Source organism: Acinetobacter sp. MYb10 (assembly GCF_002980175.2).
GTDB lineage: Bacteria > Pseudomonadota > Gammaproteobacteria > Pseudomonadales > Moraxellaceae > Acinetobacter > Acinetobacter guillouiae.
Genome location: NZ_CP058272.1, coordinates 3,286,251 through 3,311,249, shown reverse-complemented (window position 1 = coordinate 3,311,249; position 24,999 = coordinate 3,286,251). Strand labels below are relative to the sequence as shown.

Below are 24,999 nucleotides of genomic sequence, written 5' to 3'. Positions count from 1 at the left end.
GTTAAACAAAATAATGACCTTAAGTATGGCAAAAAATTATTATGAAGATTTAGGTGTTTCTAGAAATGCGACACCAGACGAAATTAAGAAAGCTTATCGAAAACTCGCACGTAAATATCATCCTGACGTGAGTAAAGAAGCCGATGCTGAAGCAAAAATGCAGACCATCAATGTCGCCTACGACACCTTAAGTAATGAAGAAAAGAAAAAGCAATACGATTTTGAACTCGACAATCCTTATGCCAATACAGGTGGGTTTGGAGGGCAATCTACAGGACAAAGTGGTTTTGATGGTAGCCAATTCCATCGTTCATACAGTAGCAGTGGTGGACAAGATTTTAGTGGTTTTGAAGATCTATTTGGACGTTTCGGTGGCGGTTTTGGCGGTGGACATCAACAAGATTTTGGGCAACGCGGCTCTCAGCAACAGCGCAGCTATAAGGGTGAAGATCAACATGCCAGTATTGAAATTCCTGTAAGCATTGGTTATGAAGGCGCGACTCAGAGTATCACCTTACAAATCCCAACCTATAATGCCTATGGTGAACCCGAGGTACAACGGAAAACCCTCCAAGTTAAAATCCCCAAAGGCATGAAAGAAGGTCAGCAAATCCGTCTTGCAAAACAAGGACAAGCTGGAATTAACGGTGGTGAAAATGGCGATCTTTATATTGAGATCCAATACCAAGACACTGACCGTATCCGTGTTGAAGGTGCTGATGTCTATTACACCGTTGATGTCACACCTTGGGAAGCAGCACTTGGTCAAAGTATTGAAATTGATACCCCAGCAGGTAAAGTAAAAGTTACTGTGCCACAAAATGCCAAACCCAATCAGCAACTCCGTTTAAAAGACAAAGGGATACCGCATAAAACCCCAGGTCATCTTTATTTGGTGATCAATATTGTTTATCCCAAAGCAACCAGCGAAACACAGCAAAAAGCCTATCAACAATTTGCTGATGCTTTTACTGACTTTAATCCCCGTTCATAATTTTATAGATACCAACATAGCCTTGCTAAAGGAGAGCAATCATGACAACTATTCAATATCGTGAAATTGTCTATGACGGTTTCCATGATGCAGAAATCGTGGATGAAAACCTAAATCTAGATCTCAAGCACTTTGCTGAGGCATGCGGTCAAAGTCCGGATTGGATTTTGCAATTGCTTGAATATGAAATTTTACCTGCACGTCCTGAAGACCGTATTCATCAATTTTTTGGAGAAGACATCTCACGCGCACGTCGTGCTTATCGTTTACAACGTGACTTTGAAGCCAGTTTATCTGCCGTTGCAATGATGATGGATTTACTTGATGAAGTTCAACAATTGCGTAAACAAGTCAAACATCTTCACCTTCATACTCATTAATTCATTTCAAAATGTTAATGCCTAGTGACAGGTTAATATTTAACCTGTCATGATGGAGAACTTGTCTCTCCGTTTTTGTTTTTTCGTTTAGAATTTTCTGACAAAGAGGTTAATGAGCTCTGATGAATTCGAAAGTAATGAATAAAAAGTTGAAACACATGTTCCCAGAACACCGCGATCTCATGTGTAGTTTAAAACAAGAAGATCCGCATTTTGCTAAACTTTTGATTGACCACGATGAACTTGATCGTGAAATCAGTCACCTTGAGCTTGATCCACTCAATCATATTCATGAAAATATTGAGCAGCTCAAGCGGAAAAAATTAAGATTAAAAGATCAACTCTACTTAATTTTACAAAAGACAGCTCAGATAAATCCTCAACTAGAATAATGCTTAATTATTTCAGTTTTGTGATTTTTTCGACTTCTTTCATGGTTTGTTTGATCGGTTCATAATCTAAAAACCAAAGTAAATTGACGTGCTGATTTTTATGTTGTTGTGCCAACATATCAATCACACTTCTTTCACCACGTCCAACCAAATGACGGCGGTAAAAATAGATTAACAGCCCAATCGTACAGCCCAACATCACACCCAGCATCACCCAGAAACCTATCGGGCTACGTAGACCTGGAATGAACTCAAAATTCATTCCATATACCCCTGTTAATAAGGTCAATGGCGCAAACACTGCAGTAATAATCGCAAGAATTCGCATATTCTCATTGGTTTGATTGGCGATGGCAGAAAAATGTAAATCTATTGCAGTTTGAATCGCCGTACTTAAGCGTACCGTATATTTTTGAATACGCTCAACATGGCTAACCAGATCATCCACGCGAACCAACATAATATCTTGCTTTTCAGTGCGCTTTTTACCTTTTAAATGTGCATAGTTTTCAACAATTTCATCTCGAAGTTCCTGTAGGGAATCTATTTGTTCTTCGCACAAATTTTCAATTTGTTGAAAAACCAGATTTTCCTGAAACAGTTGATGCCACTTGGTAAAGCGGCGATTGCCTTGCAAAAGTTCTTGTTGCCAGAATTCAACCCGACGAGACAGAGGATTACGTAAATCCAAATAGCCATCAATCATACTATTCAACAAGCGTAGTGCTAAATCTAAAGGCGTAGTCGGTAATTTACGTGGTTTATTTTGTTCTTCTAAACTCTTATTCATGATATTGAAAATACGTGCAAGATAACTTTCAAAGGCATGGTTGCCCTTTTCATGAATGGTGATTAAAGCTTGTGAAGTAATAATAAAACTGACTGGCGAGGACGCCAAACCAAAAACACGATCATGCTGTTCAAGGGCATCTTCGCCACTATCGATTTGATCATCTGGGGTAATTAATTTACGAAAAATCAATAAATCATAATCTTCCATTGCATCAAATGCGCATGGATGTTCGATATTTAAAATATCTCGAATATGGTATTCATTGAGATGAATTTCGGTCGCATTATAGATTTCTTTTTGCCATAGCTCAGCACGATTGACCACATCTTCACGGGTACAATCCACCCAGACAAATTGCTGCTCTGCATTAAAAACAGGTTCTTTTTGTATACAGGTATAAGGTTCATCTGTGTGTTGAAAAAAATAAAAGCTTTGCATATTCACGATATTTTTGGTCTTTATTGTTATGCATCATGCCATAAAAAAAGCCCTGAGCAAGCCAAAGTTGTAACTTTGGCGAAGCACAAGGCAGTCTTTTCTGTATTAAATTTTAATCAAACCCTAAAGGATTTAAACCTTGCAAATATTATGCTTGGTCTACATCTTTCATGGTTAATTTAATACGACCACGGTTGTCTACGTCAGCAACTTGAACTTTAACGTCTTGACCTTCAGCCAAGATATCAGTCACGTTTGCAACGCGTTCGTTTGAAATTTGCGAGATGTGAAGTAAACCATCTGTACCTGGCATGATATTTACAAACGCACCAAATTCAACGATACGAATCACGCGACCAGCATAGATTTTACCTGGTTCAACTTCAGCAGTAAGCGCTTGGATTTTTGCAATCGCAGCTTGAGCAGCCGCTTTCGTTTCACCAAATACACGTACAGTACCGTTATCTTCGATATCAATCGCTGCTTTTGTTTCTTCTGTGATTTGACGGATTGTCGCACCACCTTTACCAATCACATCACGGATCTTATCAGGATTGATGTTGATCACTTGGAATGTTGGCGCATGCATAGAAATTTCAGGACGTGCACGTGAAATCACTTGGTTCATTGCATTAAGAATATGCATACGACCTGCATAGGCTTGATTCAACGCAACTTCCATAATTTCTTCTGTGATACCTTCGATTTTGATATCCATTTGAAGCGCAGTAATACCATTTGCAGAACCAGCAACTTTAAAGTCCATATCACCTAAGTGATCTTCATCACCTAAGATGTCAGAAAGAACAGCAAAACGCTCGCCTTCTTTTACTAGACCCATTGCGATACCAGCAACTGGCGCTTTAAGAGGAACACCCGCATCCATAAGTGATAATGAAGCACCACATACAGAAGCCATTGAAGATGAACCATTTGATTCAGTAATGTCAGATACAATACGAATCACATACGGGAAGCGATCAGCTGGTGGAAGAACGGCTTGTACACCACGACGTGCTAAACGACCATGACCAATTTCACGACGCTTAGGACCAGATTCACGACCTGTTTCACCTACAGAATATGCAGGGAAGTTGTAATGCAACATGAAGTTGTCAGTTTTTGTACCAGACAAGGTATCAACCATCAACGCATCACGAGTATTACCCAAAGTCGTTGTAACCAACGCCTGAGTTTCACCACGTGTAAATAATGATGAACCATGAGCACGATCTAACACACCCACTTGTACGTCTAATCCACGAACAGTTTTAGTATCACGACCATCGATACGTGGTTTTCCTGAAAGGATGTTGTCACGTACAGTACGGTATTTAAGATCTTCGAATAATTCGTTTAAGTCATCTGCAATGCCAGCTTCGTCATTTTCAGGAACGAATTGAGCAGTTGCTTCAGCTTGAAGTGCATCTAAAGCAGCATAACGGTCATGCTTAACAGCAATGGTATACGCTTCAGAGATTTTAGCTTCAAATGCGTCTTTTAATTTTGTACGAAGATCTTCGTTTTTAACTGGAGCAGTCCAAGTTGATTCTGTTGCACCAGCGGCAGCAGCAAACTCTTTAATCGCTTGGATTGCAATTTGCATTTCGTCATGACCGAAAAGCACAGCGCCTAACATTTGGTCTTCTGAAAGTTCTTTTGCTTCAGATTCAACCATCAATACTGCAGATTCTGTACCTGCAACTACAAGGTCAAGGTCAGATTGAGCAAGTTGTTCTAAATTTGGGTTAAGAACATATTCGCCATTGATCAAACCAACACGTGCACCACCGATTGGACCACGGAAAGGTGTACCAGCGATTGCAAGTGCAGCCGAAGTACCTAACATTGCAGCAATGTCAGCATCCATAGTTTTGTCTGAAGACACAACTGTCGCAGTAACTTGGATCTCGTTGTAATAGCCTTCTGGGAACAACGGACGAATTGGACGGTCAATTAAACGAGAAATTAAAGTTTCTGCTTCTGAAGCACGGCCTTCACGCTTACCATAACCACCAGGGATACGACCCGCAGCATATTGTTTTTCTTGATAGTTAACTGTAAGTGGGAAGAAGTCTTGACCCGCTTTAGCAGTAGGTTGTGCAACAACAGCAACCAGTACTGTTACGCCCCCCATTGTAATAAGAACCGTGTTTGCTTGACGAGCAACACGACCTGTTTCTAGTACAACTTGATGTTGACCATATTGAAATTCTTTACGAATAACATTAAACATTGACATGTATTTTTGTTTCCTAATTTTATTCTAGTGGAGACCCCTAAGGTTTGGCATTCACATCAACCGCATAAATGACAAAGCTTAGAAGCCGACCTCACTAGACAATAAATCTTTAGTTAGACTAATTTTAAACACGAAGAAGGAGCGAATATTCGCCCCTTCCCTTTTATCCAATAAATACTGGATAGACTTTAGTTTTCATCAGTACAGCATTCAGCATGCAATAATCCGAAAATAAAAGTTTAAATCGAATTAACGACGTAAACCTAAAGCAGCAATCAAATCGCTGTAACGAGTAGCATCTTTACCTTTAAGATAGTCAAGAAGCTTACGACGTTGGTTAACCATACGGATCAAACCACGACGGCTATGATGGTCGTGTTTGTGTTCTTTAAAGTGACCTTGCAAATCATTGATTTGAGCAGTCAATAAAGCAACTTGTACTTCAGGTGAACCAGTGTCATTTTCAGCACGAGCGAATTTTGCAACGATCTCTGCGCGATCTGCGTTTGTTAAAGCCATTCGATTTCTCCGAGATGCTTAATTTAAATATTTGATACAAATCAAATTGATTCTTCAAAATCAATTTAACTGCCGTGCATCACTACAGCAGTCGCCTATTTTAAAGGAAGTGGGGTGAGATTGCAAAAATATCGTACAACCATACGCCATAAGGCTTAATTGCAAAACTATTGCATTTTTTTTACAAATCGCATGGCAATTGGGACACTGACATCATGCTCAACTCAGTTCACACTGCCGTGGAATAAAAATAATCATGGAAAAAGATTGTGAAATTGTTTTCAACCAATACCTGCTATGTACCCAAGGACTTAAGCAGTATCACGCAGCGCAAAAATGAAGTTTCTCCAGAACTGGGAGGGATGACCCAACAACAAATTGAAAAGATTTGGCAAAGTATTGAAAACCTGTATCAAACAGGCAACCATCCCCTGATCACCATGTGCTTAAGACGCAAAGGCGAGATTATTCTCAATCGTAGTCTGGGTTATGCGTCAGGTAATTCTGCTGATGGTCTGGCTTCAGATGCGGTACTTGCTAATCCAGACACCCCGATTTGCCTATTTTCAGCATCAAAAATAATTACAGCAATGTTGATTCACATGTTAGATGAAACAGGTGCAATCAATCTGTTAGATCCAATCAGTTATTACATTCCTGAATATGCACAAAATGGCAAGCGCCGTGCCACAATTTTCCATTTATTGTCCCACCGTGGTGGAATTCCACGGATAGAAATGGAAGTCACCCCAGAACTGCTTTTTGACAAAGATCAAATTTTACAACACCTTTACGCTGCACAACCCATTTCACCTGCTGGTACGCATTTGGCTTATCACGCTGTTACTGCAGGCTATATTTTAGGTGAATTGATTGAACGGGTAACAGGACAAGATATTCGTCAGTTTTTACATGAACAGATTGAAAAACCGATGGATATGCAGTTTTTTAACTATGGCTTAAAACCAGAATATAGAGATCAAGTTGCTTTAAATTACCCGACTGGTGTACACCCTAAACTCGGCACAGACTTATATTTAAACCATGTGCTCGGTGGCGGCTTACAGCTTGCTGTCGATGTGACCAATGATCCACGCTTTATGGATACGGTATGCCCTGCGGGCAATATTTACACCAGTGCTGAACAAGCCAATCGCTTCTTTGAGATGTTATTGAATGGCGGTCAATATAACGGCAAGCAAATCATGAGTCCTGAAACGGTATTTCGTGCAACTTTGCCTACCTCAACCACCAACATCGACCGAACCTTGCTTGCACCAATGCGCTATGCCTTAGGGCCTATGCTCGGCAGTAACCCAGTGGGTATATTTGGGCCAATGACGGGCCAAGCTTTTGGTCATTTAGGCTTTTCCAATATTCTCTGCTGGGCTGATCCAGAGCGTGATATTAGCGTCAGTATTTTAAATACAGGCAAAGCTGTAGTTGGAACACATATTCCTGCTCTGGCACAAACGCTTTATCAAATTTCTAGCCAGTGTCCTAAAATCCCTAAAACACAACGTCGAGCATTATTTGGCACAGATCGAACAGAAACCGAATTGGTTTAAATTGTCAGTTTAAACAGCGGTTTTGGTTTAAACGCAACAGATAAAATATGAAAAAGCCCTAAGATTACTCTTAGGGCTTTTCCTTTGCGCTGTAGTTTCTTGTTTAGTTATTGTGCTTATCTTATTTATAGTATTTGCTTGTACCCTAAGCAGTTTTTGTTTTTGTACATGACACTTATTTCACAACCATGTGACTAATTATGTCCTTATGTGACTTATTATGCCTGTGACAGACATTGAACAGAAGTCGCATTTACCGCAAGATTATGTGAGAAATAACGTACACAGAGGCAATGGCTGTAGCGTTTTAAAAAACCTACTAAATTTAAATAATTTGATTCTCTTTGAAGTAAAAAATTCAGAATTTAATTTCAATAAAAAAGCCCTGTAGTCTCTCCCAAAACTACAAGGCTTAGCGGCTGTAAGTTTCCTCTTATCACTTACTTTCATGTAAGTTCGCAGTCTCACGACTTTAAATTGTTATTATTTTGCGATTTTACTCAACGATCCTTGCTGAGTTCTTTATGGCTTCATCATCTCAAAAAGTAACAAGAAGCTCTATGCGCAAATCTCTCGAATTCATGTAAGCAATTTCGTACATAGAGATAAATTATCAATAAAAACTACAAAATAACTATGCCGTGTTAATCATGCTAACCAATCCACTCATTCTGGTTGTGGCAGTGTCTAAAGCGTGGATAAATGCTTGTCGATCAACCAGTAAACCCACCACTGATTTGGCCCGTGTGATGGCGGTATAAATCAACTCTTGGCTCAACAAACGTGTTGCTGCAACATCCAAAACTACGGCGGTATGGGTGAATTCTGAGCCCTGAGATTTATGAATGGTTAAAACAAAAGCGGTTTGCATCGATTTAGGCAAACGCGTTGCAGCAATCCATTTGTCTAAACTGGGGAAATAGACTTCAAATTGATCAGCATGCTGGCGATGTTTTAGACAAATTCCGATATCTCCATTGGAAAGACCAAGTTGATAATCGTTATAGCTCATCATCACAGGACGCCCAACATACCAATCACCATAACGAGCCAATGTTGGAAGATATTCAAATAATGCTTTTTCCATTTCATGGTTTAAGCTATTCAATCCCAATGCACCATGCCGAACAGCCGTTAAAATACGATATAGGTCAAATGCTTGTGTCACCGCTTCAATTTGATGATGAGGCTCTTCGGCCATCAGATAGCTGTTTAAACTTTGAAAATAAGCTTGAAAACCTAAACTGAGTTTTTGGTAATACTGCATTAAATCTGCTGGCAAAATCTTTTCAGGCAGATATTCAAGCTGAATTACATCTTGCATATTTGCTTTGAGTTCAACTGGTTTAAGCGCACTCGCCTCAACAATCTCTTGCTCAAAATTCGCCAATAATTCTGCACGGTCTATACTTTGATTTTTCTGCGTTTGAATAAACTGCGCCATTTTTCCAATTAAAGCACCATCTTTAAAGCGTTGACTGGTCTGTAGATTGGCCCGATTATGCTGTAATGATTGTATGTTCTGTAAATCTGCCAACACCGAACCGACATCTACAGAAGCCAACTGATTGGCATCACCCAAAAGAATTAAACGGCAATGTTCAGGAATCGCCTCAAATAACATCGTAGCTAAATTTAAATCTAGCATCGATGCTTCATCAACCACGATCACATCATAAGGCAATGGCTGTCGCAGATTAAAACGAGGAATATGCTGATTTCCCAAGCCCAATAACCGATGTAAGGTCATGGGATTAAATTGATGTTGGTTCAGTCCAAAACTGTGTAGTTTTGGATCACTCAATGATTTTTGTAGTGCTTCCCCCATTCTCTGTGCGGCTTTGCCTGTGGGCGCAGCCATTGCAATACGAATATCAGGAATGGTTTGCTGCAATACTGCAATGATTCTGGCCAAGGTATAAGTTTTACCTGTACCTGGTCCGCCGGTAATAATATTAAAAGCATTGCCTGCCACCATAGTTAAGGCAGCTTTTTGATGTGGATCGGTGAGAAGCTGATCAAATGCAACAACATCAACAGGTTGAATCTTCTGCTGTTTTAACCGTGTCACTTGTATCGCCAAACGGCGCTCAAGTTGCCAATAACGATATAGATAAATCAAGCCATGCTGTTGCACAAATGGTGCAACCACTGTTTCAGCTAAACCATGTTCTACAATAGTAGGCTCTACAATCAATGGCTTTAATAAGGCAGTGTTTTGCGCCTCAGCGGAGATACAGCTATCCCCTTGTGTGGTTGCCAATAAAATTTCTTGTACTAATTCAAGTGTCTGTTCATCTAATCCTGAAGCTGTGGAATACTGCGCTAAAATGTATTTACTCCATGTCTCAATCCATTGCGGGACTTGGCTTTCTAAATCCTGTTTATTTTCCACACGGTTATCCTCAGAGTTATCTACAAGGTTTTCAACAGAGTTATCCACAGAATAACTTATTGTTTGCAAAGATGTTCAAGCAACTATTCACACGATTCAACTGGATTTATCCTCAGTAAAATAGCCCAATATGGCATCAAGTCTTAAAATAAATTCCGTCGTGGGTCGCCAGAAGTAGTAACCTTGTCCACTTTGACCATTCATACCACGTAAATACAAATAGGTTGCGCCTCCCAGATCACGATCAATTTGATAATCTTCCAGCTGGATTTTCAAATAACGATGCAATGCCACCAAATACAAAGATGCCTGTAGCCAATAACTGGCATGCGACATGCTGTCCTGAACAGCTTCAAATGAATAACTTTGCTGATCTACACCCAAAAAATTACTTTTATAATCGGCGATATGATATTGCTGACCATCAAAAAACACCAAATCAATTGACCCATTTAAATAACGTGCTGAATTGGCATCTTTAAACTCAGGCATTGCAATGGCATGCTCATCAAACAATTGATGTATACGTTTAATTGCCAAAACTCGATCTGAAAGGGCCAGATAAAATGGAAACTCAGCTAAATGCTCATGTGGTTCAAGTTGCCCCATTTTAAAATGACTGAGAATCGGAGTCGATAAAACATCCTGTAGCCACTCAGCCATCCAATCAATCAGCGTCTCTTCTACAGCGTGTTCTGTTTGAGAAACGCCCTCACTCGAATTGTCGTTGAGAAAAGCCTGCTGATATTTTTCCAGTAACTCCGTCCATAAACTTGAATAATCATTTTTAAAGCGACGACGTATTTCCAAACGCCAATAATGCGTATCTTTAAAATCAATATGCTCAAAAATTTCATGCAGGAAATTTCCTGCAATTGTACCCATTGGGAAATTGGCTTTGATCCATGCAAGCGGTTGAGTAAGAACGACATCTGTAATGATTTCAACAATGGGTTGTTGAATTTCATCTTCTGCTCGATCCTGTTTTTGTTCAGAAACGGCCAAAGCATCCTGAATTTGTTGCCGAGTTAAATGCTGAGCCAAAGCACTAAAACTGGTTTTACCCCGCGGATAAAAACGTTGAGTAGGAAAGGCTTGTGCAAGTAAAGGCAATTGGACTTCGCTCTTGGGTTTTTCTAAACGTGGTGGGCGTTCGGTCAATAACGCTTGCATGGCAGTTCCAGTATGCTGAAACGTATTTGCGCCCTGACCACGCCAAAATGCCAGTCCTGTTGTAGATTTTTCCTTTACATCACTCAGCATCGCGTACACCCGATAACTGGCACGGGTCAATGCCACATACCACAACCGGTGATGTTCTGCTAAAGCGCGCTCATTGTGCTGCTCAATGTCTTTTTTATCGAGTAGATTGGCATCATTGATCGCCACCACACGCTGTTGTTCATTCTGCCCTGTTCGTACATTCAGCTGTTCAACCGTCGAGAAATTCAGCGTTTTATTGATCTCTTTAAAGTCTTTATCAGCGCCCAATAAAAACACAAACTTAAATTCAAGCCCTTTGGATTGGTGAATGGTCATCAACTGAACCCCTGCCTCATTGGACAGTTTCCGTTCCATCTCCCACTCTCTCTCCATCGGTGAAGTCAGTTGTTTTAAATACCAATGATAAAGATTTTGTGCACCTTGATAATCTTCACTGTGCTGACTCAATAACTCTGTTAAATGACGTAAATTCACCACCACACGTTCATTGTCACGACTGTGTTTTTCCACCAATTTTGTCCAGACAGAAAATTGGTTAAGCAGATATTGCCAAGCTGTTAAAAACCCTTGATTGAGCCACAGCTCACGAATCTGATCGAACAGTTCAATATAAACACTCAAACCATCAGCATGCTGTTCCAAGGCAATCAATGCTTTTAAATCAAAGCCGATCAGGCGGCTTAACAAAGCCCGTTTTACTTTGGCTTCATTATAAGGATGCAAAATTGCAGCAAGCACAGCCCCAACATCACCTGCTATCTGACTTTCAAAGACACTTTTTTTCGAGGGGCGACTGGTTCGAATCCCTAAAAATTCCAGCGCGGATTGTGCTTTATCTAAGCCATCATGGTTTTTAGAGAGGATGGCGATATCATTTTCATCTACTGCACGATGCACTGATTTTTCAATAAAATATAAACTACCTTGAATACCCTGATTCAGTAGCTCGCGAATTTTCCATGCCACTTGTTCAGCTTCTTGATTTTTATCTTCAAGCTTGATCCACCTTAAAGGCTGTGGATTGACATGACCTTGATCCAGTAAATCGGGATGCGGACGAGGACCTGCTTGTACTGGGGTATACCAGACCTGTTCACCAAAATCCATTTGGCGTTGAAATAAGGCATCAACCACTTCAACCAAAGGCTTGACTGAGCGATGATTAAAAATCAGATTATATTCATGCCCTGCTTTGCCAAACACATCCTGATGCGCTTTTAAAAAGGTCAACATGTCCCCACCACGGAAACCATAAATCGCCTGTTTACGGTCTCCGACCATGATCATACAACCCTGTTTGACACGGTTGGGATGCCGCCAAATTTGTGCCAACATATCATCTTGATCTTGGTTGGTATCCTGAAATTCATCGACCAGAATCAGTGGATAACGCGTATGAACAAAGGTCGCAAAACGCTGACCTTGTTCGCCTTGCAAAGCCTCTGCAAGGGTACGAATTTGTTGTGCAAAAGTGGTTTCACCCTTTTGCTGTAACACTTGAGGTAAACGTGTTTTAACTTCTTTTGCCAAATAGTATTTTAAGAATGTATTGGTTCCAAGCAGTTGATTTTCATATATCTCAATCTGCGCATAGATACTGAGTAATTGTTGAATAAGCGTGTGTTGATAAAAATCGGATTGTACATTTTCAGGTGCCGCTTTTTTAAAAATTTGCTGCTCCCGAATCACCTTAATCAAGGTTGCAAAGTCGGACTTTTCAGCACTCAGCTTTGAACTTAGATAATGCTTATAGTCATGCTGTTGTAGGGTTTGAATAATTCGCGGCAAGCTCTTGGCAAAAATACGATTCAATCGATCATTTCTAAATTTTGTCCCATTCGCAAATTTATAAAACTCACCATCCAATAAATAATAACTTTGCAAAGTCAGCAATTGATCCAGTTGAATCTTGGCAAGCTGTTCAATCGCCTGTTGGAATAGCTGAACATCTGCATTGGAAAATTTAGGCTCAATAAAATTTGCCGAGGCAAAATTTAAGCTTTGTTCCACCGTTGCAGCATAATAATCGACACCATGTAACTCGCCCGCAAACATCAAGCTGTCTACAATATCTTGAGGCTGTTTTTGAATCCATGCGCGAAGTACATCATGAATCAATTGCTGGCTATAACTTTTCGCATCATCAGTAATTTCAGCCCGCTCGATTTTGCCACTTTCAAAAGCAAACTCACGCAGTAATTTCTGACTAAAACTGTCTAAAGTCCCAACAAAAAGTTCATCCAGCTGATCAATCACCAATTTCAAGCGTTCACAGGCATACGCAATCCGTGAGGCAAACATCTTTAACACTTTAGAAAATAATGGATCTGACTCTTGGGCTGCTTTGGTCAAGACTTGCGCTTCGGTTAATTCTCGACACGAATCAAAATAGCGGTATGTTTCCTGTAATCGTAAGCGAATACGTGTTTTCAATTCTGCCGCAGCTTTACGGGTAAATGTGGTCGCAATGACTTGGCTCGGTAAGTATTTTTCTAAAAAAATCCGCACCATCAAGCTTGAGAGCGTATAGGTTTTGCCTGTACCTGCAGAAGCTTCGATCCAGTGCAATCCAGCAAATTGCATATCTTCAATCGGCTGAATCGAAACTTTTTTGGCTGTGCCGTTTTGTGCTGCTGGTAACTGTGAATTTACGGAAGTCATGTTTATTCCTCCGCAACAAATTGATGCTGATAAATCGGCTGATACAACGCATAGCCAAAATGATCACAAGCATGTTTTAACAATGCGGTCGCATCTTGCTCTTGCAAAATAAATTGCCAATCCCGATGCTTTTTACTCCATTCCATTTCAGTCAAATCATAAGTTAGAAACGCATCGCTTTTATTCCATTCATTTAAAAGATCTGCAAAGTTATCGATCAACATGCTTTCCACATGATGTTGTGTATCCGCATTTGAACCATGTTCATTTAAACTATGTTCAGCTAAGCCAGCTTCAATAGTCCCGAGTGACCATTGCAACTGCTTATTATTTTCAGCGGGTTTTAGTAACAAAGCCGCGGGCAAAACTAAAGGTTCCGATTGGGCATAGGCAAATGCTTTAAACCACGGCAATAAATATGCTTTCGCCTGTTCTGAACTTAACCCGGTACTGATAATCGTGACATCACTAAATACCGCAATACGTTGTAGCGTTTTAGACTTTTCAGCATCGACATTTAAATAGCTTAACCAGAGTAAATATTCTAACCAAACTTTGGCACGACGTTTAGCACGACCGCTTGATGCATCCAAACTCACCCAATGCTGCCCTGCTTGCTGAGGTACTGTGATATTCATAACCAAACCAGCGTCAATTCGCCATTGGCGTTGCGTTGTCAACGTCACATCAGCAGCATAACGCTGTAAACGCTCTTTTAAACTGTCTTGCTCCGCCAAACTGATTTGCCATGCGCTGTGCTGAACCTTGCCAATGGGTAATTGATTCTGCAGTAATCCAATCTCTTGAGACCAATTATCTTCGGCAGAATGAGCCGATTGTTTCTGTAAGAAATCTCGAATCTGATAACGTGCCAAACCATCCAGAATTAAGGGTTCGTTCATTGCGGGAATATCTTCTGCGCGCAGATTCTCTACGCATAAAGTTTTTAAATATAACTGTGCTGGGAAAGTGATATCTTGAATCCACTGTCGCGCATCCAAAACAGTGAGCTCTTCTTGAACAACAGGATATTGTGTATTTGCCCAAGCCTCACGTTTAGCAAGCATTTCCGCTTGACGGATTTGTTGTGCAACATTGAACCATTGATCTTGAAAACGAAGCGGTGTTGTTGACTCAAAACCATTTGGATCAAAAGGTTGTAAAGTATGAATATGATATAAGCACTGCAAATGTTCAGGGACTTGAACCCCCTTAAGCTCAATCATAACAGGACTGATATCTTTATTATCCGTAGATAATGCCGTTTCAGATTGAGCAATCAGGGCAATATGGTTGATCAATTCCTGTAACACGCTGGATGGCTCCCGAACTTCACCATCACTCACATCAAAGCCATTATAGAATAACCATAGATTTTCCTGCGCCACTAATAAAGCATCTAGAAAAGCCCCTTGATCATCATCAAGACGGGAACGATCCCCCAATTGCGGCTTGAGAATTTGCATTAAATCAAAGGGCAAATGTACATTCCGATCTGGAAATTTACCCCCATCCAAATTTAACAGGACGATCAACTTATAAGGCAAAGGACGAATCTGGCCAATTTGGCTAAAGGTAATCTGACCTGTCGGTAAAGCCTGATCGATTTGACCTTCTAATAAATTTTGAATCTCATTCAATAGATAGGGTAAAGGTAAATAAATATTTTTAAGGATGGGTTGCGCATGTTCATCATAAAAACTGGCTAAAGTCAGCATACGCTCTTGTTTTTTGACAATTTCACGTACGACTTTTAACGACTCAACACCGGCTTGTTCAAACTCAACAATGTCTTGCATCAGTAGTTTTAACCACGCCTCAACATTGCATTTTAACGTGGTATTTTTCCCCAACTCATGCGCAATCATCCAGTCACGGCGCACATCAAAATCTTGATAAATCTGAATCAGTTTAGCCACTAACTCAAAATCACTTTGCAAAATTTGGGCATAACTTAGGGTATTTTCAAAAATCGTATGCTCTGGAATCGCAATACCTAAAGCCAAACGATCAAGAGCAAATTTAAAACTAAAACGAAAATCTTCATCATCCTGACTTAAAGATCGTCGTAAATGTTGTGCATCTAGACCACGTTTAAACCCAGCATTGATCAATAACTCAATCATTCTTTCTGTATTTGAAATATCCAGACCATAACGTAATTGCGTGGCATTTAAACTTAACCAATCTGCAAAATCCTCAACACTAAAACGACCTTCCACCAATTGAATACGACCTAAAACGGCTCGCCAAGCGTTATTGGCATCCAGTTGCGTTACTCCAGCAATCTTCACTGGCAGATAAATACTGTCTTGGTTTGGTGTGTGTGGAAATACACTGCGAATAAGTGGTTCAATTTGTTTTAAATCTGGCACTAACACCAAAACATCACTTGGCCGATGTGGCTGTTCAACAGTGCTTTTCATCAGCCAAGCAACCAACTGGTCTTTTAACACTTCAAGCTGTCGTAAAGACGAATGACACACATGGACTTGAATTGAGTCATCCGTTTTGGCAATTGGATAAGCATGCGGTTCAGGCTCAACCAAATACAGAATATCTGATTGTAATTTACTTAATAAATGAATCGGTTCTTCATCGACAAAGGCATCCACCCATTGTCCTTCTTCACCTGAAGACAGATTAGATAAGATCGAAAAGTGATCACGGGCTTGTTTACCAAAACGGGTTAATAATGGATGTCGTGATTCACGAATTTCTGCATTAAAATTCAAAGTAAATTCATCAAAAAACTTTTGAATATCTGCATCGGTCGCTTTGGGATATTTACTGACAAAACGCGCCTTTACCCGTAAGTCATATTGTTTTTTCCAGTTTGGATCGACACTATCTGCCCAATATTCTTGTGATGGGTTGTAATGTAAAATCACCACATCCAAATATTGTCCCAGTCGTCTTAAAAACTGTAATTGACTCGGTGGCAAATCCAATAAAGTAAAGATAATCAGCTGGCTGGGTAATTTTTTTAAGGCTTGAGGGCGTTGTAGGTCATCATCCATGATTTGCCAAAAATCATGATCAATACTTTGCATTTCAATAAAATCGTCATGAAATGTATGTTGCCACAGCCAACGTTGCCAAGTTTCCAGCTCTTGTGCTTGATTTAAAGTAAATGCTGAAATTTGTTGATTGGTTTTAAAGAATTGTTGTTCGAGATTAAGTGCTTGACCACGTCCCCACTGCCCTAACCAATTGCTTGGGCAACTACATGCTTGTCCATTGTTCTGTTGGCAACCGCGTTGACAGTCCCCACGATACAGCATGTAGTGACTGAACAATTTTGACACTTGTTCAGAGACCCAATACAACATACTTTGTTTTTTGAGTTGCTTCTCTAAACCTTGTTCCAGTTGCGAGGCTGCATCATAAATACGCTGGATAATGCCATGCAAAGGATGATCTTGGGCTAAGCTATTTTCATCCTGCTCAATAAAACTTTTCAACGTTTGATAAATTCGCCACTTCATAATCAAACGCGGAATATTGGCTTTACGGACTTTGTCTTTGTCGTCTAAAACTTGCTGATAAGCAAACCACTGAAAACCACGAATACGTTGATGAAATTGGCTGTTGGCACTAATGCCTTGTTGTTCAGCAATACGTTGGCTCAACCATTCTTGTACCGCAGGGCTTGGGACAATAAAATGTTGTGTTTGCAAGACTGCAAAAGGATTCTTAGATGGCCGAATGGTATTTTGCAAAAGCCCTTGCACCAAGACATCAATGCGTTGGCTTTGAATCACATGAATGGCCATAATCCCTCAACTTTCAATCTTCTATTGTCTACGTTTATGCACAAAACATAAACATTCGCCACTATACAACAACACCATACTATGGCATTTTTAAAACATTATTTGGAAATAACTTCACAATTTCAAGCTTAAACATGCATTTTCAAAAATATGAGAAAAAGCTTGAAACAAAGGTAATTGTTTTATGAAAATTGATAAACTTCCAGACGCAATCGATCCAAGCTTAAACTTAGAACAAATTCGTGATGAATGCTTGGAGCAAGTGAAAAAGCGCTCTTATGTCTCTGCTGGCGTTGCAGTGATTCCTGTTCCGTTTTTAGATGTGGTGATTGATGTCGGGATGCTGTCGCTTCTAATTCCTGAAATCAATGCCCGCTTTGGTTTAGCACCAGATCAAATCAGTGTTTATGATCCTGCAACCAAGAAAATTCATTGGAATGAATTACGCAAACGTGGTTTTGAGTTTTCAGGTTTAGTGGTTGCGCGTACTGCGGTAAAGGCATCATTAAATAATATGGCGGCTAAAATCATTACCAAACAAGTGACCAAGTTTATCCCATTGGGTGGCTCAATCATTGCAGCAAGTTTAGGCTATATTGTGATGAAGAAAGTTGCCGAAGCACATGTAGATGAATGTTATAAATTAGCCAAAAATATTCAAAATAAACAAACCCAAAAGTTAGTGAGCTAAGCACTGCCATACTTTAAGATCTATATTCAGTAAAATAAAGAGATATCAGCTGATATCTCTTTATTTTTATTCATTGTAAAAATACTGCAAATTCTTCAAGACTGAGTCGTGAGGGATGAAAAGAATTAATTTTTTCATTCACTTCGGCATAGCCTAAAGACATGCCACAGACCAACTGCTCATCATCTGCAGCACCTAAAATTGGCATAATAATCTTATGATAATCATTCCATGATGCTTGGGGACAGGTGTCTAAGCCCTGCGCTTTTGCAAGTAACATAATATTTTGCATCAACATGGCGATCGCCATTTTTGCGCCCGCTTCTAATTGACGATGCGTGGTAAAAAATAAACCGACAGGCGCATCAAAAAACTTAAAATTTCGAAGCTGTTGTTGATGCATTTCCTGTCGTTGTTGTTTGCTAATGCCCAGTACAGCATACATACCCCAACCATTCTCCCGTCTACGGCTCATATACGGTTCAAACCATTGCTCAGGATAATAAAGATAAGGGGCGCTAAATTCGCTTCTTGAACTTTGACCAGAATAAATGGAATCCGCCGCTGCAATCACTTGTTGGCTAATCCTCAATTTGCTATTGCCCTGAACCACATAGACTTTCCACGGTTGCGTATTGGTTCCAGAAGGTGCGTAACTGGCTTTTCGCAGCAGATCCTGAATGATCTCAGGATCTACAGCCTGATCTGTAAATGCACGCACAGAATGTCGATTTAAAATCACTGCTTCGACCAGATTATTGGCTGTCAATTCCATTTATTCCCTCATAGGTCAAGACTAAAAGTTATATCCGACGTTGATATTCCACCTAAATTTCCAGTCATTGCTATAGTCCGAATTCGTCGAGGTATAGCCAGTTGAGTTTTTAGCCCCACCCAACACATTGACATTCTTCCCGACACTTCCGTCCACCCAAATTAAGAAAGGCATTGCATTAAACTGCACTCCAAAGGTGTCCATTTGCGAGCGATCCCAGCCGGCTTTGTCTTTCCATAACACACTATAATCATTATAGAATTTTACAGTTTTTAAATTCGGAAAATACTTGGTTTGCACAGGTTGGGTATAACCGATATTAAATGAACCAATCGTCCCTTCAGCTGCGACAAAATAAGCAGGTGTTATACCATTCGCTTGCATTAAAATTTGATCATTATTTAAACCCTCTGGGTTTTTTGCATCATATTTATAGCGAATCGCTGAAGTTTGCACATTCCATTTTTCGTAATTGTTTAAGCCATGCACTCCAAATGCATAATAATCGCCATTTTTATCCGTCGCTTTATTACGCAATTGTGAATATGCCCCACTCACACCAAACTCCTGTTTACCAAATTCCAAATCCATTTTATGGGCATAACGTAGATTGAGCTGATTTCTTTTTTCGTTAAGATATTGTTGTTGGTGAGGCAGCACATTATCCAATTTATCCGCCGAACCAGACTCAGGCGAGTAACGAATATTGCCTGGACTCATGATTGGCATATACGCCACGCTAAAATCATGGGTTGGCGAGGTGTTTTTCCAACTCAATCCCGGTGCTACACTGTCGGCAAATCCTAAGAAAAATGGAATAGGGAAAGTCCAGGCATGCTCTGGGAATGGATAAATTCCAAAAGGCTTATAAATAATTCCGGCCTGAAAATCATTATTGTCATCAGGCTTATAGCCGACAAAACCATGTTCAACAGAACGTTTATGATCACTTTGGAAGGCATAACTTACATCCAAATAAAATTGGTCATATTTACCCTTAATATTTAAACGAGCATTATCAAACAAAAACTTGCCATTATTGGGGCTTTCCCATCGCTCATCACGATAATTGGTTCGGACAAAACCGCCTAATTTCAATTGTTTTAAACCATCTTCAGTTTCCCATTGGAACGGTGAAGGTTGTGCATTGGCATAGGCTTGAAATGAGATCAAACTCGATATGATTAATCCTAAATATTTAATTTTTAACATGAGAACCTCCTCAGCAATTTGTTCTCCCGAACGCATTGCCATTCAATTTTTTTAATTTATTTGTTTACTAAAGTTTTAGGCAAAGACAGCACAATGAAGCAACTCAACAATAAACATGCTGAGAACACGATGAGTGCGCCTTCTGGTTTACCGGTAATCTGAATGGCATACCCCACCAAAGTGTTACTGACTAAGCCGGCAATGTTGGCAATAGAACACGCCAGTGCAAACCCTGTCGCCGCCGCAGTTCCTGATAAAAAAGTTGCAGGAAGACTAAAGAACACGGGGATGGTGCCTGTGGTCGCAATCGCAGCAATCGAGAACAAAATCAAGGTCATGACAATATTGGTACTAAACATTGTGGTTAAAAACAGTGCGACTGCACCAAAAATAAATGGTACGACCATATGCCAACGACGCTCTCTATATTTATCTGAACTCCGCCCAATGACTAACATTGCAATCAAACCAACAATACTTGGAATGGCAACCAGTAAACCGATATTTAATAAGTTGGCGACCCCAGTGGTTTTAATAAATGTCGGCAACCAAAAGCCCATAGAATAGGTACACAGCAACATCGAAAAATTAATTGCACCGAGTTTCAGGATATTGGTATTGAAAAATCCATCTTTAAAACTATGCTTTTGTTTAGCAGAGTCATTGCCTTCTAAATCTTTATTGAGATTTTTTTCAAGGATTGATTTTTCAGCATCATTGAGCCATTTGGCCTTAGAAAAGTGATTCGGTAACATTTTAAATGTCAAAATACCCAAGATCACACTTGGAAGTGCCTCTAAAAAGAACAGCCACTGCCAACCTGCCCAGCCATAAACTTGATCAAAGGTGGTCATGATCCAACCTGAAAGCGGACTACCAATAATCACCGCCAAAGGTAAACCAATCATAAATAAGGCAATGATCTTAGCGCGATAATATGTTGGGAACCACGTGGTTAAATAATACAAAACCCCGGGTAAAAAGCCTGCTTCCGCAGCACCGAGCAGAAACCTCAGCGCATAAAACTGCATCGGTGTCGTCACAAACATGGTTAAACCAGACAGAATCCCCCATGTAATCATAATGCGCGCAATCCAAATTTTTGCGCCGACCTTTTCCAGAACCAAGTTACTGGGTACTTCAAAAATAATATAGCCAACAAAAAAAAGTCCTGCACCTAACCCAAACGCAGCCTCACTCAAGTTCACATCATTTAACATGTGTAATTTGGCAATCCCGACATTAATTCGGTCTAAATAGGCTGCGATATAACAGAAACACAGGAATGGAATCAGTTTCCAAATCACTTTTTTATAAACCTGAACCTCTTGTTCAGGGTAAATTTCTTGTGGTTTTACAACACTGGTAGACATATCTAACTCCTTTAGATCACAAACCAAGTGAGTTGTTTTTCTTGTAATACTTAGAACAAAATGAACAAAGCTTTTATGTCACTGATGATCTGCACATTCTCTTTTGTTTTAATGCATCACCAAAAACCATTCTATCCTTGGTTTTTTATTACCCTAACATCCATAATTTTTAGTTGTATCAGTCATCAATTTTTGTTTTGAGTGAAATAATTCAAGACTTCTTGTTTTGATACAACATCTCCATACTTACTATCGATATCAAACAGATTGGCTTCATGCGGTTCACGATGACGATCCCCAACACAGTCACGGATCACAATGGTTCTAAATCCATGTTGCACAGCATCCACTGCTGTTGCGCGAACACACCCACTGGTCGAACAGCCCACTATAATCACGGTATCTATCGCCTCAGCGTTTAAAACCGATGACAAACTTGTTGCAAAAAAAGCACTTGCATAATTTTTAGTGATCACCAATTCAGTGTCGAGTGGTTGAACTTGTGGACAAAATTGAGTGGCTGAATTATCCACCGTCATCGCTGCCATTACAGGTGATTTTTTTACCCACATTCCTCCGTCAATTTGATTTTTAGCGTGATAAAGAATATTGGTGTGAATCACTAAAATATTCTGTTCACGTGCCAGTGCTAAAACCGCTTCAGTTTCTTGAACTGCGGTAATCACATCTGGCGCATATAAAGGCTCAGATGCTGTAATATAAGACTGGATAAAATCGACCAACAACAGCACAGGTTTCTTGCCAAAGCCAATTCGATTTCCCCACACACCTTGATAATTATCATTCAGGGATTGTTGCTTCATTCCACACTCCTTATGCATATGCGCCAGAGAGCAATGCACCAGCACCCGGTACAATCGGCTCTAAATCCATTGCTTTAAGCATCTGATAGGTTGTTGCGATTGCCGCTGAAATCACGGGCTTACCCGTGAGTGCCTCAACTTTAGCGACTGCAGAAAGTGACTGCATTTGTACACATGCTGAAAGCACAATCACATCTGCATCTTGGTAATTCAGCTTTTGCACAATGTTGGGTAATTGAGCTGGATCATGTTGTGCAACAGCAATGTTGTCAGCGATTTCTAAGGCCACATAATCTAAGATTTCAAAACCCTCTTCACCAATGTAATTCACCACCAATTCAGTTAAGGGTTTCATATACGGCGTAACAACAACGATTTTTTTCGCCTTCATCAGTTTCAAACAGTCAACCAAAGCCCCCGCACTGGTGACTACAGGCGCTGCAGCATCATTATCAACCGTGACTTGATGTAGACGTTTTTCTGACTCACGGTGATAACCGATGCCCATGGACATAATCGCAACCAGACAGGCATATCCCAAGACATCCACCTTGGCATCTGAAAGTTCTAAAGCACAACGATCAGACTGCGCATCCATTGCCACAAGCTCTTCTTTCTTGACATGTTTCATCCGCATACGGCTAGAATGAAAGGTAAATGTTTCAGGACGAATCAGTTGACGTGCTTTCAACATCGCTGGAATTTCAGTTTCCATCGTGGTATTGGAACTGGGTACGATTTGACCAATTCTATAAATTCTTTGCATGATCATTCCTCCTTAAATAAGCCTCTGTTCTAAAAAATCTGAAAAGCCTGCTAAGAACCCATTTAAATCATCCCAAGGAATCATATGCCCTGCATTTTTCACACAATTCACCAAAATTCGTGAATTAAGCAATTGGATTTCTGCAATATCGCCTGCCAAGATCACATCACCTTTGCCAGCCACCATCAATAAAGTTGGCACTTTGACTTTTGGGATATATTGATGAATATCAATATGATGAAAATCATGAAAAGACTTGATAACGGCTGGTAAATAACAACTATGTAGCCACTCTGCGCGCAATTGTCTTTGCGCTAAAGTCCAAGATGGGCAATATTGCTTCATGTCTTCCGCATTCATACCCTGAATAGATTGCTGAATAGAGTCGACATACCAGGATAGCTGGCTCGGGTAAGCACGCCGTCCTGGACCTGAGACAGGAGGATCAATTAAGACTATTTTTTTCAAACCTTTGGGCTCAAATGCAGCACAGCGAATCGCAAAACGCGCACCCATCGAGTGCCCAACCAAATAATAAGATTCCAAGTCTAATTTTTTAACAAAATCCAGAATATCTTGTGCGCAGGTATCAGTGTCATATTGCAGATGCTCCCCCGAAGAAGACAAGCCTCTGCCTCGAATATCCAAAACATAGACATCAAAAAATTGAGCTAATTTCTCCGCTACAAATCCCCAGGTAATGGCAGGACTGGTAATCCCGGGGATCAACACCAAAGCATGCCCTTTCCCACCATAACGAAGATAATGTAAACGGACTTGATTGGCCGCTACATTTGACCCATACAGGAATTGACTCATACGGTCTCCTCCTCATTTAACGCTTGTGCATATACATCATATCCATACACCCAAGTTGGATCTTCTTGGCTTTTTAAGAAGGTATTGGCATTGGAAACTTCTTGCACTCGACTGGCACGTTGTTTACGATTTTGTTCATATAATTTGAACGCCTCTTGATAGTTGTCTAAACCTGTTTGCAGCAAACAACGCGTGAGCATTGCGGCATCTTCAATCGCCATACCTGCGCCTTGTGCCATATGCGGTTTCATGGGGTGACAAGCATCACCGAGCAACACCATACGGCCATTGCTCCATATCGGTAATGGATTACGATTGTTTAATGGCCACTTGGTAATATCTTCACTGGCTTCAATCATGGCTTGGATGGTTGGATGAAAATCTTTAAATGTTTCAAATAGTTCTTGTTTTGAACATGGTACAAAACTTTGCCCTTGGAAATCCCATGCTGGATGAGGCACACCTGTAACAAAGTAGTACTCATCACGTTCTTTAGTGGTGTAATAGGCCATCATATGACGATCCTCATACCACCATTTGACACAGTCATCTAAATCAAATTGCTGTTTTAATTTCTCTAATTGTTCTCCTTTAATCATGGCACGGTGCGCAACCCAGCCACTGTATAAAGGTGCTTCTGGTCCAAGAATGATTTCTCGGATTTTTGAGTTAATCCCATCAGCACCAATCACAATATCAACATCACTCACGGTGCCATCTTCAAAGCTTAGCGTTATCCCATCTAACTTTTGAACAACAGCACTTAAGCGCTTGGCAAAATGTAATTTGTCTTGCTGTAAAGCTTCGATTTGTCGAGCATGCATATCACCACGATGAATCGTGATATAGGTCGCCCCGTACCCGGTCAAACTGACATTGGACATATAGTCTGCGGTATTTCCATCGCGGCTGACCCAATGCGTTGGATGACATCCCATGTCTTCCAAGTCTTGCTCCAAGCCCATTTCTCGAAAGATTTTCATAATGTTTGGGCCAATATGAATACCAGCACCTAAACGAGAAAATTCTGTTGCTTGTTCATAGACATCAACATCAAAACCCGCTCTCTGTAGCAGTAGCCCCATTGAAGCGCCACCAAGACCTGCACCAATCACTGCAATTTTTTTTGCTTTATTCATTGTTTACTCCATCAAACA

General features: G+C 40.3%; 18 protein-coding genes. 5 read left to right on the top strand and 13 right to left on the bottom strand.

Annotated elements, in window-relative coordinates:
• Window positions 1-25: 25 nt before the first annotated feature.
• The 3 genes from CQZ96_RS15405 (at window position 26) to CQZ96_RS15395 (ending at window position 1,766) form a co-directional block, all read left to right on the top strand.
• A complete protein-coding gene (locus CQZ96_RS15405; RefSeq protein ID WP_056517643.1) occupies window positions 26-994 on the top strand; it encodes a DnaJ C-terminal domain-containing protein in 969 nt (322 codons plus the stop codon).
• A gap of 41 nt (window positions 995-1,035) precedes the next feature.
• Window positions 1,036-1,374, top strand: a complete 339-nt coding sequence (locus tag CQZ96_RS15400; RefSeq protein WP_004725521.1) for a chaperone modulator CbpM — start codon at window positions 1,036-1,038, stop codon at window positions 1,372-1,374.
• Window positions 1,375-1,496: 122 nt separating this feature from the next.
• Window positions 1,497-1,766, top strand: coding sequence for a YdcH family protein (locus tag CQZ96_RS15395; RefSeq protein WP_004725519.1), 270 nt, complete (start codon window positions 1,497-1,499; stop codon window positions 1,764-1,766).
• A 7-nt stretch (window positions 1,767-1,773) separates the two neighbouring features.
• Here CQZ96_RS15395 and CQZ96_RS15390 read toward each other — a convergent pair whose 3' ends face one another.
• The 3 genes from CQZ96_RS15390 to rpsO all read right to left on the bottom strand — a co-directional run bounded on the left by CQZ96_RS15390 (window position 1,774) and on the right by rpsO (window position 5,758).
• Window positions 1,774-2,997: a magnesium transporter CorA family protein gene (locus CQZ96_RS15390; protein ID WP_004725517.1), complete on the bottom strand. Its 1,224-nt coding sequence runs from the start codon at window positions 2,995-2,997 to the stop codon at window positions 1,774-1,776.
• Window positions 2,998-3,145: 148 nt separating this feature from the next.
• Window positions 3,146-5,233: a polyribonucleotide nucleotidyltransferase gene (gene pnp / locus CQZ96_RS15385; protein ID WP_171066962.1), complete on the bottom strand. Its 2,088-nt coding sequence runs from the start codon at window positions 5,231-5,233 to the stop codon at window positions 3,146-3,148.
• A 255-nt stretch (window positions 5,234-5,488) separates the two neighbouring features.
• Window positions 5,489-5,758: a 30S ribosomal protein S15 gene (gene rpsO, locus CQZ96_RS15380; protein ID WP_004725514.1), complete on the bottom strand. Its 270-nt coding sequence runs from the start codon at window positions 5,756-5,758 to the stop codon at window positions 5,489-5,491.
• 269 nt (window positions 5,759-6,027) lie between these two features.
• Here rpsO and CQZ96_RS15375 point away from each other — a divergent pair, with 269 nt between their 5' ends.
• The gene (locus tag CQZ96_RS15375) at window positions 6,028-7,326 is read left to right on the top strand and encodes a serine hydrolase domain-containing protein (protein ID WP_105713852.1); all 1,299 of its coding nucleotides are present in this window, start codon (window positions 6,028-6,030) and stop codon (window positions 7,324-7,326) included.
• Window positions 7,327-7,960: 634 nt separating this feature from the next.
• Here CQZ96_RS15375 and recD read toward each other — a convergent pair.
• The 3 genes from recD to CQZ96_RS15360 form a co-directional block, all read right to left on the bottom strand.
• On the bottom strand, window positions 7,961-9,721 hold the full coding sequence (gene recD / locus CQZ96_RS15370; RefSeq protein WP_178283383.1) for an exodeoxyribonuclease V subunit alpha: 1,761 nt from the start codon (window positions 9,719-9,721) through the stop codon (window positions 7,961-7,963).
• Between the two features lie 96 nt (window positions 9,722-9,817).
• Window positions 9,818-13,606 (bottom strand): UvrD-helicase domain-containing protein, encoded by a 3,789-nt coding sequence (locus tag CQZ96_RS15365; protein ID WP_105713850.1) that lies wholly within the window; start codon window positions 13,604-13,606, stop codon window positions 9,818-9,820.
• Window positions 13,607-13,608: 2 nt separating this feature from the next.
• Window positions 13,609-17,382 (bottom strand): exodeoxyribonuclease V subunit gamma, encoded by a 3,774-nt coding sequence (locus tag CQZ96_RS15360; protein ID WP_105713849.1) that lies wholly within the window; start codon window positions 17,380-17,382, stop codon window positions 13,609-13,611.
• 184 nt (window positions 17,383-17,566) lie between these two features.
• On the opposite strand from CQZ96_RS15360, the gene CQZ96_RS15355 reads away from it, so the two are divergent.
• Window positions 17,567-18,073 (top strand): hypothetical protein, encoded by a 507-nt coding sequence (locus CQZ96_RS15355; protein ID WP_004725502.1) that lies wholly within the window; start codon window positions 17,567-17,569, stop codon window positions 18,071-18,073.
• 70 nt (window positions 18,074-18,143) lie between these two features.
• Here the strand turns inward: CQZ96_RS15355 and CQZ96_RS15350 are convergent, their stop codons facing one another.
• The 7 genes from CQZ96_RS15350 to CQZ96_RS15320 form a co-directional block, all read right to left on the bottom strand.
• The gene (locus CQZ96_RS15350; RefSeq protein ID WP_105713848.1) at window positions 18,144-18,848 is read right to left on the bottom strand and encodes a nitroreductase; all 705 of its coding nucleotides are present in this window, start codon (window positions 18,846-18,848) and stop codon (window positions 18,144-18,146) included.
• Between the two features lie 21 nt (window positions 18,849-18,869).
• Complete coding sequence (locus CQZ96_RS15345; RefSeq protein ID WP_171287927.1) at window positions 18,870-20,060, bottom strand: hypothetical protein; 1,191 nt, start codon at window positions 20,058-20,060, stop codon at window positions 18,870-18,872.
• A 56-nt stretch (window positions 20,061-20,116) separates the two neighbouring features.
• Window positions 20,117-21,433, bottom strand: coding sequence for an MFS transporter (locus CQZ96_RS15340; protein WP_004725495.1), 1,317 nt, complete (start codon window positions 21,431-21,433; stop codon window positions 20,117-20,119).
• 185 nt (window positions 21,434-21,618) lie between these two features.
• Window positions 21,619-22,257, bottom strand: coding sequence for an isochorismatase family protein (locus CQZ96_RS15335; RefSeq protein ID WP_105713846.1), 639 nt, complete (start codon window positions 22,255-22,257; stop codon window positions 21,619-21,621).
• 10 nt (window positions 22,258-22,267) lie between these two features.
• Window positions 22,268-23,023 carry a hypothetical protein gene (locus tag CQZ96_RS15330; protein ID WP_004725492.1) on the bottom strand — a complete coding sequence of 252 codons (756 nt, stop codon included), beginning with the start codon at window positions 23,021-23,023 and terminating at the stop codon, window positions 22,268-22,270.
• Between the two features lie 12 nt (window positions 23,024-23,035).
• Window positions 23,036-23,842, bottom strand: a complete 807-nt coding sequence (locus CQZ96_RS15325; protein ID WP_004725490.1) for an alpha/beta fold hydrolase — start codon at window positions 23,840-23,842, stop codon at window positions 23,036-23,038.
• On the bottom strand, window positions 23,839-24,981 hold the full coding sequence (locus tag CQZ96_RS15320; protein WP_004725487.1) for an FAD-dependent monooxygenase: 1,143 nt from the start codon (window positions 24,979-24,981) through the stop codon (window positions 23,839-23,841). Before CQZ96_RS15320 ends, CQZ96_RS15325 begins: the two co-directional genes overlap by 4 nt.
• Window positions 24,982-24,999: the final 18 nt, after the last annotated feature.

What these genes read in the sequence shown, in the direction of transcription:
- CQZ96_RS15405 (WP_056517643.1), top strand. Translation starts at nt 26, where the DNA reads ATGGCAAAAAATTATTATGAAGATTTAGGTGTTTCTAGAAATGCGACA.
- CQZ96_RS15400 (WP_004725521.1), top strand. Translation starts at nt 1,036, where the DNA reads ATGACAACTATTCAATATCGTGAAATTGTCTATGACGGTTTCCATGAT.
- CQZ96_RS15395 (WP_004725519.1), top strand. Translation starts at nt 1,497, where the DNA reads ATGAATTCGAAAGTAATGAATAAAAAGTTGAAACACATGTTCCCAGAA.
- CQZ96_RS15390 (WP_004725517.1), bottom strand. Translation starts at nt 2,997, where the DNA reads ATGCAAAGCTTTTATTTTTTTCAACACACAGATGAACCTTATACCTGT.
- pnp (WP_171066962.1), bottom strand. Translation starts at nt 5,233, where the DNA reads ATGTTTAATGTTATTCGTAAAGAATTTCAATATGGTCAACATCAAGTT.
- rpsO (WP_004725514.1), bottom strand. Translation starts at nt 5,758, where the DNA reads ATGGCTTTAACAAACGCAGATCGCGCAGAGATCGTTGCAAAATTCGCT.
- CQZ96_RS15365 (WP_105713850.1), bottom strand. Translation starts at nt 13,606, where the DNA reads ATGACTTCCGTAAATTCACAGTTACCAGCAGCACAAAACGGCACAGCC.
- CQZ96_RS15360 (WP_105713849.1), bottom strand. Translation starts at nt 17,382, where the DNA reads ATGGCCATTCATGTGATTCAAAGCCAACGCATTGATGTCTTGGTGCAA.
- CQZ96_RS15355 (WP_004725502.1), top strand. Translation starts at nt 17,567, where the DNA reads ATGAAAATTGATAAACTTCCAGACGCAATCGATCCAAGCTTAAACTTA.
- CQZ96_RS15350 (WP_105713848.1), bottom strand. Translation starts at nt 18,848, where the DNA reads ATGGAATTGACAGCCAATAATCTGGTCGAAGCAGTGATTTTAAATCGA.
- CQZ96_RS15345 (WP_171287927.1), bottom strand. Translation starts at nt 20,060, where the DNA reads ATGTTAAAAATTAAATATTTAGGATTAATCATATCGAGTTTGATCTCA.
- CQZ96_RS15340 (WP_004725495.1), bottom strand. Translation starts at nt 21,433, where the DNA reads ATGTCTACCAGTGTTGTAAAACCACAAGAAATTTACCCTGAACAAGAG.
- CQZ96_RS15335 (WP_105713846.1), bottom strand. Translation starts at nt 22,257, where the DNA reads ATGAAGCAACAATCCCTGAATGATAATTATCAAGGTGTGTGGGGAAAT.
- CQZ96_RS15330 (WP_004725492.1), bottom strand. Translation starts at nt 23,023, where the DNA reads ATGCAAAGAATTTATAGAATTGGTCAAATCGTACCCAGTTCCAATACC.
- CQZ96_RS15325 (WP_004725490.1), bottom strand. Translation starts at nt 23,842, where the DNA reads ATGAGTCAATTCCTGTATGGGTCAAATGTAGCGGCCAATCAAGTCCGT.
- CQZ96_RS15320 (WP_004725487.1), bottom strand. Translation starts at nt 24,981, where the DNA reads ATGAATAAAGCAAAAAAAATTGCAGTGATTGGTGCAGGTCTTGGTGGC.